This is a genomic window from Pseudomonas sp. (assembly GCF_026224925.1).
Lineage (GTDB): Bacteria > Pseudomonadota > Gammaproteobacteria > Pseudomonadales > Pseudomonadaceae > Aquipseudomonas.
In genome coordinates, this window is record NZ_JAMFRV010000179.1 from 1 (window position 1) to 13,027 (window position 13,027).

Here is a 13,027-nt window from a genome sequence, read left to right on the forward strand (position 1 = left end):
ACGGCCACGCCATACGGACCACCTGCGACTCGGAAAGCACCGCGTTTATATGGTCAATTTGCGTACCCCGTAACGCAATTAATGCACTGCCGTCCTTGCGCAGCGCCCCAAAGCCTTCACTGTCGGTGGCTGGGTCGCGGAAAATGACCGGCTGTCCAAAACCCTGCACCGACAGGAGGGTCGCCAGCGCAGGGCGGCCGGTGTGGACGTCCTCGAACCGCAGGTACGCCAATCTCGCGGCTTCTACAGCCAAGGTCAGATCGTCGCGCGCAGGTTGGGAACCGAGTAATGAGGGCAGGGCTTCGGGATGATAGAGGGCGGTTTGCGAGGGATCGTAGTCGAGAGCCAGCATCAGTGTTCGCTCCAGGCGAAACTCATAATGTTCGGCTTTCAACCTCAACTGTTGAGCAGTCAAGATGCGACAACTAGACGGGCCGGTTAGGGCGCGCGGCCGTTCTCCACGGCGACGCACCAATCAAGTTAGTAGCAATCCCAGAAATTTCAATCCAGGCGGATAGATTTGTCTTCGTTTGGGTGGGGTGTGCTTGATGGCTCAATACGCGGGCATCGATTGCTCGCGTCAGGCGTCTTCCATTAACCGCCATCAGTCTCAATATCGGCATCGGTTTTGATACCTTGCTCACGCCGCTGGCGTGCACGCTCCTCCTCGGTGTCCTTCACGGAGTCTGCTTCCGGGGAGAATGGGTTTTCCGCGGCCGTATGTAGTTTTTCCAGCTCTAAATCGTCCTTGTCCGCAGCCAGTGGCACGTCTTCGTCGAACTGGGGGCCGTCGCCTGGATCGTGATCGGGTGTGATCGGGTCGATGGCCGGATCATTGCGCTCGCCAGCCCGGGAAGGCGCCGGAGATCTGGGGTTGTGAAGGTTGTCGTTAGTAGCCATGTTCACCTCTTATCAGGTCCGTTTCTCAGGAGTGACCTAAATCTGAGGACACGCAATCGCGGACGTTCGATCAATGTGCCGACCGGTCGTCCGTTGGGCTGCAGGCCTTAGCTGTCGCGGTGGGCGCCGTTGACCGGTAGGCGGCTGCCCAGTCGGTAGCGTGAGGAGGGGTGAACAAGGCGCACGTAGGTGACAATTTTGCCCGCGCTCCAGGTTCGGCGCATCAGTACCAGGCATGGCTCGTTGGCGTCGATTTGCATGTGCTTGCTTTCGTCGCTGCTGGGGTGGCTAGCCTCAACGATATGTTCCATTTCGTCGGGGCGAATCACGTTCAACAGGTATTTAGCGGGTTGCAGTTGCTCGCCAAACGATTGCTGCAAAAACTCGGGCACCAGCTCAGGGTTGACGTAACGGTCTTCCAACTGCACCGGCACACCTTCTTCGCAATGCACGCATAGCAGATGAAACACCGATGTGCCGGTGGGCAAGGCGAGGGCCGCCGCGATTGCCATTGATGCAGCTTCCCGACCGAGGTGCAACACTTGGCAAGAATAACGGTGGCCTCGGGCCGTAATCTCATCAGCGATGGCGGTGATGCGCAGCAAGTTCGATTGCGGCTTACTCTCCGCAACGAACGTACCCACGCCCGACACGCGGACCAAATGACCTTCTTCAGTGAGTTCGCGCAACGCGATTAACTGTCATGCGCGACATACCCAGCTCTTGGACCAAGCGGTTTTCCGACGGGATCAAATCGCCTGGAGTCCATTCGCCGGTGCGAAGTTTGCTTTGCACAAAGTCCTTCGCCCGCCGGTACAGGGCTTGCGGTGCAGTTTTAATCATCAGGCGCTCCGCGTCTGTTGGTCATCTAGAGAGTGTTCAGCGAGGGAGGCAAGGGAGTTCGCCAAGGCCGCTAGGAACAAATCATTGTCCTGGTGACTGCCCACGGAAACCCGCAAGTAGTCGGTATAACCCGGTTCACGCCACGGCTTGAGAATCACGCCTTGGCGCAGCAGTGATTGATTCACCGTTTCTGCGTTGTATGCCGTTTTAAAAAACAAGAAATTCGCCATGGACGGTACGCAATCAACGCCCAGCACCCTCAACTCAGATGCCATGCGCTGACGTTCACCGGCCACATGCTCAAGGGTCGCCTGCAAATGCGCGTCATCGGCCAATGCAGCCACGGCCGCTGCCTGGGCCACGCGATTGACGTTGAACGGCGTACGCAAGCGGTCGATCAAATCCGCCAGCGTCGGGTCACTGACAATGCCGTAGCCAATGCGCAGGCCGGCCAAGGAATAGGCCTTGGAAAAAGTCCGCAGCAAGACGAACGGTTTGCTGCTCGCTTGGATCAAGCCCAGACAATCCGGGTAATCGATTTCATGTTGCGCGTACTCGTAATACGCCTCGTCGAATACCAGCAAACAGTGCGCCGGCAACACGTCCAGTAACTGTTGCAACTCGTCGGCATTAAGGGTGCAACCCACTGGGTTAGATGGGCACGAAAACATTAATAGCCGAGTGCGCGGCGTGATGGCTGCGATCATCGCTGCGACGTCGAAGGCACCGCTAGCGGTCATCGGCACGCCAACCACGTGGGCGCCAGTGGCCAGCGGGTAAATAAAATGCAGGCCGAAGGACGGCACCACGGTGACGACTTCATCGTCATGGTCGAGAAATACCCGGCTGATGATGCTCAACAAGTCTTCCGAACCATTGCCGAACACCAAGTGCTCGCCTGGCACACCCAGTTTCCGGGCAAGTGCATCGCGCAACTCCTGGCAGCTGGCGTCCGGGTACAGGGCGATTTCCGAGCACGCCTTGGCCATGGCGACAGCAACCGCGGGGGCAGGGCCCAGGGGGTTTTCGTTGCTGCCGAGTTTGGCAATTCGGTTCAAGCCGAAACGCTTGCGCACGGCGTCCGAGCTGAGGCCCGCGTTGTAGCTGGCAAGTTCGCGCACTTCAGCGCGGGCCAGCAGGTTCAAGTCGCAAGGGTTCATACCGGGCTAACCTCTTTGTTGTCCTGCCAAAATGCATTGCGGTCCAGGTAGTTCTGTAAAAACTGCTGTAAACGTGGGTGTTGAGCGTTATGAAATATTTCGTGTGGCGTGCCGCGCGCGACCACTTCGCCTTGATCAAGGAACACCACCGAGTCTGCTACTTGCGCCGCGAAGCCCATTTCGTGGGTGACCACGACCATAGTCATGCCTTCTTTGGCCAAGGTCTTCATGACTTGCAGCACCTCGCCCACCAGTTCGGGGTCGAGGGCAGATGTAGGCTCATCGAACAGCATAATGTGCGGTTCCATGGCCAGCGCTCGGGCAATCGCCACGCGCTGCTGTTGACCACCGGAAAGCTGCGCCGGATAGGCTTCACCTTTGTGCGCCAAGCCGACTTTGTCGAGCATCGCCATTGCGCGTTTGCGTGCTTCATCGCCCGACAGCTTACGCACCCGCAACAATGCTTCGCAGACGTTGCCCATGGCCGTCATGTGTGGCCACAGGTTGAACTGTTGAAAAACCATGCCAACGTTACGCCGCGCCTGGTTGATCTGTGACTGTGCTGCACGCTTGCGGCCCTTGCCGTTGTCCGGCACCCAGCCGAGCAGCAGCCCTTCAATGTGAATCTCGCCTTCGTCGTATTCTTCAAGAAATGCCATGCTTCTTAGCAAGGTACTTTTGCCCGAGCCTGACGGCCCGATCAGGCACACCACTTCAGAGTGGCGGACCTGCAAATCAATACCTTTGAGTACACGCAACGTGCCGAAGCTTTTGCCAACACCGCGCAATTTCAGCATTGGCTCGACGTTGCCAGAGAGTGCTTCGGAAGTTTTCATTGCTTCACCTGATTGTTTATTGCCTGCTATGGGATGCAAGAGAGTATTCATCGCGGTTGCTTCTGCATGAAGCGACCCACTCGCACTTCGAGAAACATGCCCAGCCGCGAGCACATTTCCACCAGCACCAGATAACCGATGCACAGCACCAGCAAGGTCTCGACGAAGGCGAACGTTTCCGAACCGATGCCGGTCAGGACCATGGTCAGTTCAGGAATGGTAATGATCGACAGAACTGCGGTTTCCTTGCACAGCACGCTGACCATGTTGACCAGCGCGGGCAGAATAATGACCAGCATTTGTGGGATCTGGATGCGCACGATGCACTGGATTTTGCTGATGCCCAGGCAATCGGCAGCTTCCAATTGCCCGCGAGCCACCGACTCGAAACCGCTGCGGAAAATCTCGGCGAAATACACGCTGCCATAAATCCCCAGCCCCAGAATACCGGCAGGGATTGGGTCAAGGTTTAGGCCAAACGAAGGCCCGCCGTAGTACACCAGAAACAACTGCACCAGAAACGGTGTACTTCGAATCATCTCGATAAACACCCGCAACGGCGCGCGGATCACGTTGTTGCCGAACAACTGAGCAACCGCGATTAGCATGCCCAGTACGACGCCTAACACCACGCCGGCCGACCATGTACCGAGCGTGACCAGGAAGCCGTCGCCGATCTCACTCAGATGGTCGGTAATGATCCGGGGATCGAAGATCATGCGGTTCGCTCCTTCAGATGGCGTTCCAGCAAGCTGCCCAAGAGCGCCAGCGGAATGTTGATCAAGCAATAGAAGCCAGCGAGCATTAGGTAGTCCTGAACAAACATGTAATCGCTGGCGGCAATGTTCTGCGCGGTTCGGGTCAGGTCAGCGAGACCGACCACCGACACCAGCGAAGACGCCTTGACCAGCAAAATCATTTCATTGACCAGCCCCGGCAGGGTCAGGCGCACGGCTTGCGGTACTTGGATCCGCACCAGCATCTGCGCCGAACTCATGCCCAGCAGGCCTGCGGCCTCCAGTTGCCCAGAAGGGATTGCGAGAAAACCACCGCGCATGATTTCTGCGATGTAGGCCCCGGCCGCCAACGATAGACCGATCACTGCCGCCGCAGTGGGTGACATGTTCGGCAGGCCAATACGCGGCAGAAAGTAATAAATGAACAGCAATTGCACCAGCAGCGGAATGCCGCGGAACACAAAAATATAAGCACCGCCCAGACGTTTGAGCAGGGGCACGGGCGAAAGCCGGCAACTGCCGACAATCACGCCAATCACAAATCCAATGGCCAATGCCGCGCAGGAAACTTCAAGCGTCACCAGCAGGCTACTCAGCAATAATGGAGCGTTTTGCAGCAGAAGAGCCCAATCGAACATCGTGTTACTCCACCATCGATAACCGCCGACCCGTCCGGGCCGGCGATCCATTCATCCAACCAGCAAACCGGAATTACCAGGAAGGGTCGAAATCAGCTTTTGGCACATCCATTTCGGCGCCCAGCCATTTTTTCTGCAGGGCAGCGAGACGGCCGTCGTCATGCATTTTCAGCATGGCGGCGTCTAGAGCGGCGATCAGGCTGTCAGAGTCAGCATCCTTACGACCCAGGAAGGCGAAGTAGGATTTTTTGCCGAACGGTGGCTGAACCACTTTGTAGAGGTTCGGTTTCTCAGCAGCGACAAACGAAATGTTCGGCAGGGAGTTGGCCACAGCAACGATACGCTTTGCCGCCAAGTCGGCGTAGGCCTGGTTGTTGTCGACGTATTCACGAATCGTGACTTTTGCCGGTAGGGTCGCAGCGAACACTTTGAGTTCTTCGAGCTGTGCCGAACCTTTGCCCGCACCTACGGTTTTGCCCGAGATATCTTCAGGCTTTTTGATGGTGTCGTCTTGGGCGCTGATCATCAGTGCAACGGTCGCTTCAGCGATTGGCATCACGAAGTGGTAACGCTCTTTGCGCGCCTTGGTCTCGATGATCGGGCCTGCAACCATGTCGAATTTCTTCGCTTCCAGGCCTGGCAATACGCTCGGCCATGGCAAGTCGAGGAACTTGACCTTAACCCCCAGCTCTTTACCCAGTTGTTCGAACAGCTCGGAGTTCATGCCTTTTTGCTTGCCGTTCTCAGTGAAGTCAAACGGAGCGAACTGCAGTTCGGTGCCGACGACTAACTCACCCGCTTTCTTTACGTCGGCCAATTGGTCGGCGTGGGCGGCGAGCGGAACGATGGCCAAAGCCATGGCAGCGCACAGGCCGCTAAATGTCTTACTGAAAAGAGAATCGAGTTGCATTGGGTAACTCCTCATCAGATGCAGTGAACGCTGGTGTGTGTTGTGTGGGTTCTTATCGATCGGTGTTCAATGTGTGGCACATAGAGACTGCAGTTAGCGTGCCATACTCGTATATACAACCAGCGATGACCTTCAGCCGAGAATTTTCCCCGGGTTGAGGATGCCGCGTGGGTCGTAGCAATCCTTGAGCTGCTGCATCGCCTGGCGTGCTTGGGCGTTCACCGAATGATGAAGAAACTCTCGCTTGAGCAGGCCGATGCCATGTTCAGCAGACACCGAGCCGCCCATTTCGCCGACAGCGGTATAGACCAGCTCTTCAATCTCGAGAATGGGTGCCGGTTGCGGCAGCGAATTGCAGTCGACAGTCAGGTGCAAATTGCTGTCACCGATGTGGCCAAAATACACGCTGTGGTTACCGGGCCAGCGCTGTTCTAACCGCTTACGACACAGTTCGGCAAAGTCGCCGATTTGGCCGATAGGCAGGCTGACGTCGAAATTAAGCGGGGTCATGCGCAGCGGAAACTCCCCGGTGGCTTCGCGGATTTTCCACAAGGCGCGTGCCTGGGTCTGCGAACTGGCCAGCACCGCGTCGAGCACTTCCCCAGCCTCGAGTGCTGCCTCCAGCGTTTGCTCCAGCAGCTCTCGCGGCCCAGCGGACTCGAACAACACGTACAACGGATAATCCTGCGACAGCGGTGCCGTCGGATTTTCCAGCCACGACACCCCGAGGCGGAAGAAGTCCTGCCACATCAGCTCGTAGGCTTGTGGCGTGCCAGCGCTGCGCTGCAGTCTACGGAGCAAGCTGACGGCGCTGGCATAGTCGGGCAGGGCGCAAAGCAGGGTCGTGGTTTCGCCCGGCAAAGGCGCAAGCTTCAAAATGGCGCGTGTGATGACACCCAGCGTACCTTCGCTGCCGATAAAGCACTGTTTCAGGTCATAACCACAATTGTTCTTGATCATCTTGTTCAGCAAATTCAGCACTCGACCGTCGGCCAACACCACTTCAAGGCCGAGTACCAGATCACGGGTCATGCCGTAGCGGATCACCGCATTGCCACCGGCATTGGTGGCGATATTGCCGCCAATTTGACACGAGCCTCGTGCGCCCAGGTCCAGCGGAAACAGAAACCCTGCGTCCAGCGCAGCCTGTTGAATCTCTTGCAATGTAGTGCCCGCCCAGACGCTGACTGTGGCAGCGGCGGAGTCGATTTCTTCGATACCGCGCAGGCGCTCCAGGGACAGTGCAACGTCGGTTTTCCGTGGCACCGCGCCACCGGCCAAGCCAGTCATCCCACCTTGCGGTACCACCGATTGGCCCGCTGCATTACAAATGCGCAGCGCATCGGCAACCTGCTGCGTCGAGGTTGGCAATAGCAACGCGGCCGGACACGCCGGCGCATGGCCAGTCCAGTCGCTGTAATGCCGTTGATTGATAGCGGCGCCGGTGAGCACGGCTGTTTCACCCAATGCCGCGCGCAATTGATTGAGAGTGTGTTGAAGATCGCTCATTGGCTCAGCTCATTGAAAAAGGAGAAATTAGACGTAACGCGCAGGTCGTGGCTGTCCAGTTGATTCAAGTCTGGCTTGCCCAGTAATGACAGGGCGAGACGCAATTCTTGCGCCAGCAGATCGAGTGCATGCCCGGCGCCTTTTTCACCACCCATGGCCACCCCATATAAAGTCGCGCGTCCCAGCAGCACGGCATCGGCGCCCAATGCACACGCCTTGAGAATGTCAGTGCCACGGCGCACGCCGCTGTCCAGCAGTAGCGTCAGCTTGCCTTTAGCCACGGCGGCGATCGCCGGCAAGCAATCGATGCTGGCGGGCGCACCATCCAACTGGCGCCCGCCGTGATTGCTGATCACTAGGCCATCGAGTCCCAAGGCCACGGCTTTTTCCGCATCCGCCGGGTGTAGCACCCCTTTGAGTATCAATTTATGCGGCCAATTATCACGTAAGCGTGCCAGCGCATCCCAGTCGAGGCCGGTGTCCATCTGTGCCCCGATAAAGTGCGCGGCCCCCTCGATCGTGCGCTGGTCGGAAGGCAGGTAGCGTTCGACATTGCCCATAATAGGCAAACCGTGTGGCCAGACTGCTTGCTTGATCCAGCGCGGATGGCACAGCACATCAAGTTTATTGCGCAGGCTTAAGTGCCGTGGCTTAACGAAGTTGCGTTTGTCCCACTCACGATTGCCCAGCAGCACTGCGTCGCTGGTCAATAGCAGTGTTTTGCAGCCCACTGCGTCAGCCCGTTGCAACAAATCGGTTTGTACCTGTGGATCGCGCAAGCAATACAGCTGAAACCATAAATTGACCCCCGCAACCGCAGCGACCACCTGTTCCAGCGAACTGGTGGACACCGTGCTCAAGGTAAATGGCAGGCCACGAGCGGTGGCTGCCCGTGCCAGTTGGATATCTGCATCGCGATAGAGCATACCGTTGTAGCCGGTCGGTCCGATGACCATCGGCAGCGGTAACGATGCGCCAAAAACAGTACGCTGGGTCTGCGTTTCATGGCACGGCACCAACGTCTGCGGCAGCAAGCCAATCTCGGAAAATGCCTGCCGATTACGCCTTAGAGTCACTTCCTCTTCTGCGCCGCCGTCCAAATATTCCCAGGCGAAATTCGGCAGCCGCCGACGCGCCATCGCTGCCAGTTCGGTAATGCTGTGGGCGCGGCGAAAGTCGCTGCCTGAATGAAAGCGGCGCACGGACGCTTAACCGTGCAAACGCTGGAACGGCAACCACCGACCAAATGCGCCGCCTTCGACCCACGCCCGAGCGGCGGCGATGTCTGGGGCGAAGTAACGGTCCTCATCGTAATGGGCGACTTCGCTGCGGATCATTGTCAGCACTTCGCTGAGCAATTGCGAGGTTTTCAATGGCGCGTGCAGGTCGATGCCTTGAGCCGCCGCTAAAACTTCGATCGCCACCACCGCGCTGCTGTTACCCGCCATGTCTAGCAGGCGACGGGCTGCGAAGGTTGCCATCGACACATGGTCTTCCTGGTTAGCCGACGTAGGCAAGCTGTCGACAGAGGCTGGGTGGGCGAGGGTTTTGTTTTCGGAAGCAAGGGCTGCGGCGGTGACCTGGGCGATCATGAAGCCGGAGTTCAAACCGCCTTCACGCACCAGGAACGCTGGCAGGCCGGAGAGTGCCGGGTCCACCAGTTGCGCACTTCGCCGTTCAGACAATGCGCCGATTTCAGAAATTGCCAGCGCCAATACGTCGGAAGCCATGGCCACCGGTTCGGCGTGGAAGTTACCGCCAGACAGCACGTCGCCGTCAGCGCTGAACACCAAAGGGTTGTCGGACACCGCATTGGCTTCACGCAGGAAAACACCGGCGGCGAAACGCATATGGTCCAGGCACGCGCCCATCACTTGTGGTTGGCAACGCAGCGAATACGGGTCTTGCACACGGTCGCAATTGAGGTGTGATTCACGGATTTCACTCTTGGCCAGCAGTTCGCGGTAGAACACTGCCACATCAATTTGTCCCGGCTGACCACGCACCGCTTGAATCCGCGCGTCGAACGGCACGTCCGAACCTTTAAGCGCTTCAACGCTGAGGCTGCCCGCGACCACGGCGGCGCTGAACAGTTTTTCGGCCGCGAACAAACCGCGCAAGGCGAGGGCTGTCGACACCTGAGTGCCGTTAATCAAAGCCAGACCTTCTTTAGGCCCAAGTACCATCGGTTCCAGGCCGGCCAGCGCCAAACCTTCGACCGCGTCCATTTCCCGGCCTTCATGACGAACCCGGCCAATTCCGATCAATACCGCCGACATGTGTGCCAATGGCGCCAGATCGCCAGAAGCACCCACCGAACCCTGGGACGGAATGCACGGAAAGACTTTGGCCGCATACAGCGCGCTCAACGCCTGAATCACTTCCCAGCGAATGCCCGAGAAACCCCGCGCCAGCGAACCGACCTTGAGCGCCATGATCAAGGCCACGCTGGCGTCATCCAGCAACGGGCCGGTGCCGGTGCAGTGCGACAGCAACAGGTTGCGTTGAAGTTTTGCCAGCGATTCAGTAGGAATAGACGTACGCGCCAACAGACCAAAACCGGTGTTGATGCCGTACACCGTGCGCTGGTTGGCGATGATTTCGTTGACCGTGCGGGTGCTGGCGTCCACTGCCTCACGCGCTGCAGGGTCAAGTTCGAACGGGATGTGCTGCTGATAGACAGCGCGCAGTTGTTCGAGGGTCAATTGGCCGGGCGTAAGCAGCAGTGTCGGTTGCATGGGGGCTGTCCTGAATTCGATGTCGGGAGTAGAGGCTATATAGGCCTGTATATACAGGTAAGGCAAGATACAGGCCAATGTGTTGCCGAACACCCACAATCTGCGTTCCTGCCCGGTTTTTCGCTGGATCTGTGATGAAACTGCTCTACGCAAACAGCAGCCGTTGTTTCCGAAAGTTGCACCTATTGAGGTCGCTCTGCACAGTGCTGGGGCGAACGGAAACCTTGCAACCATTGGGAGTTCTCCAGCCAATCGAGGGTCATAAACAGGTGATGGGCTTTGCTACGCAGCTTTGCAGTGAGCTATACAGCGGACGGCACAGTAAATGCTTATGCCTGTATATACCGGTTCATCGTATTTCTACTGAACCTCATCAATAAACAGCTTCACGTTTGAATAAAAGGAGCGAGCATGACTTCGAGCACCAACCTTCCATTGATCGACATGTCCGGTGTTCGCGAGGGCGATCAAGCCAGTATCCGCCGCGCCGGCGATGCGATCCGTCAGGCCTGCAGTGACATCGGCTTTTTCTACATCATTAATCATGGCGTCTCGCAAGCCGTGATCGACCGTGCCATGGCCGCGGCCAAGACGTTTTTTGCGTATCCTGCTGAGACCAAGCGCCAAGTGGCGGTGAATAAACGCCACCGTGGCTGGCACGCGTTGGGCGGGGCGCTGATGTACGAAGCCACCAAGCCGGACCTTAAGGAGTTTTTCAGCATTGGCCTGGAATTGCCTGAAGATGATCCGAGCGTAATGGCAGGGGAAGCATTGCGCGGCCCTAACCAATGGCCGGCATTCATGCCGGAGTTGGAGACAGCGCTGGCGGAGTACTACGCTGAAATCGGCAAAGCCGGCGCGGATCTGCTGGTGGCAGTGGCCACTGGGCTAGGTATCGAAAGCGATTTTTTCAGCGGCAAATATGACAAGCCCCTGCAACGCACGCAGATGGTCTATTACCCGCCCCATCCGCCCCTCGCTGAAACCGACCAGTTCGGCGTTGCGCCACACACCGATTACGGCTGCATCACCTTGCTCTATCAGGACAACAGCGGTGGCTTGCAGGTACGCGAATTGAGCAGCAACAGCTGGATCGACGCCACGCCGATTCCTGGCAGCCTAGTGGTCAACGTCGGTGACTTGTTGGCGCACTGGTCGAACAACCGCTTCCGTTCGACCTTGCACCGGGTGATCAATAAATCGGGTCACGAACGTTATTCCATCGCGACCTTTTATGACCCGACCTACAGCGCTGTGGTCGACCCGTGCGATTTAGGAATTGGTGCCGCCAGCAGCCTGTATCCCCCAGTCGCAGCCGGGGATTACATACTCAAGCGAATAGATGACTCAATGGCGTATCGGAAGAAGGTTTGAAGTGCAGTTCAATCTGTGGGACCGAATTCATTCGGGAAGGGCGCGGCGCGGTGTTTCAGACACACCGCGCCGCCAACTTCATATCACCTGAACAATGGCCTTGGTCACGGCACCGATGTTGTGCTGGTTCAGCGCTGCTACACAGATACGCCCCGTGTCCAGCGCGTAGATACCGAACTCGGTCCGCAGGCGGCCAACTTCTTCGCTGGTCAGTCCAGAGTAAGAAAACATCCCGCGTTGGCGACCGACGAAGCTGAAGTCGCGGTCAGTCAATGCCGCCAGTCCATCGACCATGGCCTGACGCATGCCACGAATCCGCAGGCGCATTTCACCCAGTTCCTGTTCCCATACCGCGCGCAGCTCAGGGCTGTTTAACACCGCAGCAACAATGATCGCGCCGTGGGTCGGAGGGTTGGAGTAGTTAGTGCGGATGACGCGTTTGACCTGAGACAGCACGCGGGCAGTCTCCTCCTTCGAGTCAGTCACGATGGACAGCGCGCCCACGCGTTCGCCATACAAGGAAAACGATTTCGAGAACGAGCTGGAAGCAAAGAACGTCAGGCCAGACTCAGCGAACAGGCGAACGGCCGCCGCGTCTTCATCAATGCCATCGCCGAAGCCTTGATACGCCATGTCCAGAAACGGCACGTGGTTCTTGGCTTTGAGCACTTCGAGGACTTTTTTCCAATCCTCTGGCGCCAAATCAACGCCCGTCGGGTTATGGCAGCAAGCATGCAGCACTACGATCGAGCCGGACGGCAGGTTCTGCAAATCTTCCAGCATCCCTGAACGGTCTACGTCATGGCTGGTCGCATCATAGTAGCGGTAGTTTTGTACGGGAAAACCGGCGGTTTCAAACAGTGCACGGTGGTTTTCCCAGCTTGGATCGCTGATAGCTACCACTGCGTCGGGTTTGAGCTGCTTCAGGAAGTCTGCACCGATTTTCAATGCACCCGTACCGCCAACGGCCTGTACAGTCAGGACCCGGCCGGAAGCCAGCAGGGGTGATTCAGCGCCGAACAACAGTTTTTGTACCGCGAGGTCGTAAGCGGCAATGCCGTCGATGGGCAAGTAACCGCGAGCGGCGTGTTGAGCTACGCGAATGGCTTCAGCTTCGGCAACGGCACGCAGGAGTGGAATTCGCCCCTCTTCGTTGCAATACACGCCCACTCCAAGGTTTACCTTATGCGTTCGTGTGTCGGCATTGAATGCTTCGTTGAGGCCCAGGATCGGATCACGGGGTGCCATTTCGACAGCGGAGAACAGGCTCATTTTTGCGACGGCTCTGATGGAGGAGTGAAGGGGGTACAACGCTCCGGCCGATTGCACTAGAGCGGTGCACAAACGGGGAGCTAGTATAGAGGCCATCGTTGTGCGCGGCG

The 13,027-nt window shown here is 57.7% G+C and carries 14 protein-coding genes; 1 reads left to right on the forward strand and 13 read right to left on the reverse strand.

All coding sequences use genetic code 11. From position 1 onward, the window contains the following. The 12 genes from M0974_RS07625 to hutH all read right to left on the reverse strand — a co-directional run. Positions 1 to 415 (reverse strand): hypothetical protein (locus M0974_RS07625; RefSeq protein ID WP_297834830.1); only part of this gene is annotated, 415 nt, incomplete at its 3' end. Between the two features lie 179 nt (positions 416 to 594). Further along, positions 595 to 900 carry a hypothetical protein gene (locus tag M0974_RS07630; protein WP_297834833.1) on the reverse strand — a complete coding sequence of 102 codons (306 nt, stop codon included), beginning with the start codon at positions 898 to 900 and terminating at the stop codon, positions 595 to 597. A gap of 107 nt (positions 901 to 1,007) precedes the next feature. Then, positions 1,008 to 1,589, reverse strand: a complete 582-nt coding sequence (locus M0974_RS07635) for a UTRA domain-containing protein (RefSeq protein WP_297834836.1) — start codon at positions 1,587 to 1,589, stop codon at positions 1,008 to 1,010. After that, the gene (locus M0974_RS07640; protein WP_297834840.1) at positions 1,573 to 1,743 is read right to left on the reverse strand and encodes a GntR family transcriptional regulator; all 171 of its coding nucleotides are present in this window, start codon (positions 1,741 to 1,743) and stop codon (positions 1,573 to 1,575) included. The genes M0974_RS07635 and M0974_RS07640 overlap by 17 nt, the downstream gene beginning before the upstream one ends. Further along, positions 1,743 to 2,903, reverse strand: coding sequence for a histidinol-phosphate transaminase (gene hisC / locus M0974_RS07645; RefSeq protein ID WP_297834843.1), 1,161 nt, complete (start codon positions 2,901 to 2,903; stop codon positions 1,743 to 1,745). The genes M0974_RS07640 and hisC overlap by 1 nt, the downstream gene beginning before the upstream one ends. Further along, complete coding sequence (locus tag M0974_RS07650; RefSeq protein ID WP_297834910.1) at positions 2,900 to 3,700, reverse strand: amino acid ABC transporter ATP-binding protein; 801 nt, start codon at positions 3,698 to 3,700, stop codon at positions 2,900 to 2,902. Before M0974_RS07650 ends, hisC begins: the two co-directional genes overlap by 4 nt. A gap of 86 nt (positions 3,701 to 3,786) precedes the next feature. Then, positions 3,787 to 4,458, reverse strand: coding sequence for an amino acid ABC transporter permease (locus M0974_RS07655; protein WP_297834846.1), 672 nt, complete (start codon positions 4,456 to 4,458; stop codon positions 3,787 to 3,789). Beyond that, positions 4,455 to 5,114, reverse strand: coding sequence for an amino acid ABC transporter permease (locus M0974_RS07660; protein ID WP_297834850.1), 660 nt, complete (start codon positions 5,112 to 5,114; stop codon positions 4,455 to 4,457). The genes M0974_RS07655 and M0974_RS07660 overlap by 4 nt, the downstream gene beginning before the upstream one ends. Positions 5,115 to 5,187: 73 nt before the next feature. Then, positions 5,188 to 6,024 (reverse strand): transporter substrate-binding domain-containing protein, encoded by an 837-nt coding sequence (locus M0974_RS07665; RefSeq protein WP_297834853.1) that lies wholly within the window; start codon positions 6,022 to 6,024, stop codon positions 5,188 to 5,190. Positions 6,025 to 6,156: 132 nt separating this feature from the next. After that, positions 6,157 to 7,533 (reverse strand): FAD-binding oxidoreductase, encoded by a 1,377-nt coding sequence (locus M0974_RS07670; protein WP_297834856.1) that lies wholly within the window; start codon positions 7,531 to 7,533, stop codon positions 6,157 to 6,159. Continuing rightward, positions 7,530 to 8,735 (reverse strand): alpha-hydroxy acid oxidase, encoded by a 1,206-nt coding sequence (locus M0974_RS07675; protein WP_297834859.1) that lies wholly within the window; start codon positions 8,733 to 8,735, stop codon positions 7,530 to 7,532. The genes M0974_RS07670 and M0974_RS07675 overlap by 4 nt, the downstream gene beginning before the upstream one ends. Before the next feature lie 6 nt (positions 8,736 to 8,741). Next, complete coding sequence (gene hutH / locus M0974_RS07680) at positions 8,742 to 10,271, reverse strand: histidine ammonia-lyase (protein ID WP_297834862.1); 1,530 nt, start codon at positions 10,269 to 10,271, stop codon at positions 8,742 to 8,744. A 411-nt stretch (positions 10,272 to 10,682) separates the two neighbouring features. Between hutH and M0974_RS07685 the strand changes: the two genes are divergently transcribed. Then, on the forward strand, positions 10,683 to 11,645 hold the full coding sequence (locus M0974_RS07685; RefSeq protein ID WP_297834865.1) for a 2-oxoglutarate and iron-dependent oxygenase domain-containing protein: 963 nt from the start codon (positions 10,683 to 10,685) through the stop codon (positions 11,643 to 11,645). Between the two features lie 78 nt (positions 11,646 to 11,723). On the opposite strand, the gene M0974_RS07690 is transcribed toward M0974_RS07685, so the two are convergent. Continuing rightward, entirely contained in the window at positions 11,724 to 12,917 is a 1,194-nt protein-coding gene (locus tag M0974_RS07690; RefSeq protein WP_297834868.1) for an amino acid aminotransferase, read from the reverse strand. Positions 12,918 to 13,027 lie beyond the last annotated feature (110 nt).

Coding starts and splice junctions, on each gene's coding strand:
- M0974_RS07685 (WP_297834865.1), top strand. CDS start 10,683: ATGACTTCGAGCACCAACCTTCCATTGATCGACATGTCCGGTGTTCGC.
- M0974_RS07690 (WP_297834868.1), bottom strand. CDS start 12,917: ATGAGCCTGTTCTCCGCTGTCGAAATGGCACCCCGTGATCCGATCCTG.
- M0974_RS07630 (WP_297834833.1), bottom strand. CDS start 900: ATGGCTACTAACGACAACCTTCACAACCCCAGATCTCCGGCGCCTTCC.
- M0974_RS07665 (WP_297834853.1), bottom strand. CDS start 6,024: ATGCAACTCGATTCTCTTTTCAGTAAGACATTTAGCGGCCTGTGCGCT.
- hisC (WP_297834843.1), bottom strand. CDS start 2,903: ATGAACCCTTGCGACTTGAACCTGCTGGCCCGCGCTGAAGTGCGCGAA.
- M0974_RS07655 (WP_297834846.1), bottom strand. CDS start 4,458: ATGATCTTCGATCCCCGGATCATTACCGACCATCTGAGTGAGATCGGC.
- M0974_RS07670 (WP_297834856.1), bottom strand. CDS start 7,533: ATGAGCGATCTTCAACACACTCTCAATCAATTGCGCGCGGCATTGGGT.
- hutH (WP_297834862.1), bottom strand. CDS start 10,271: ATGCAACCGACACTGCTGCTTACGCCCGGCCAATTGACCCTCGAACAA.
- M0974_RS07660 (WP_297834850.1), bottom strand. CDS start 5,114: ATGTTCGATTGGGCTCTTCTGCTGCAAAACGCTCCATTATTGCTGAGT.
- M0974_RS07640 (WP_297834840.1), bottom strand. CDS start 1,743: ATGATTAAAACTGCACCGCAAGCCCTGTACCGGCGGGCGAAGGACTTT.
- M0974_RS07650 (WP_297834910.1), bottom strand. CDS start 3,700: ATGCTGAAATTGCGCGGTGTTGGCAAAAGCTTCGGCACGTTGCGTGTA.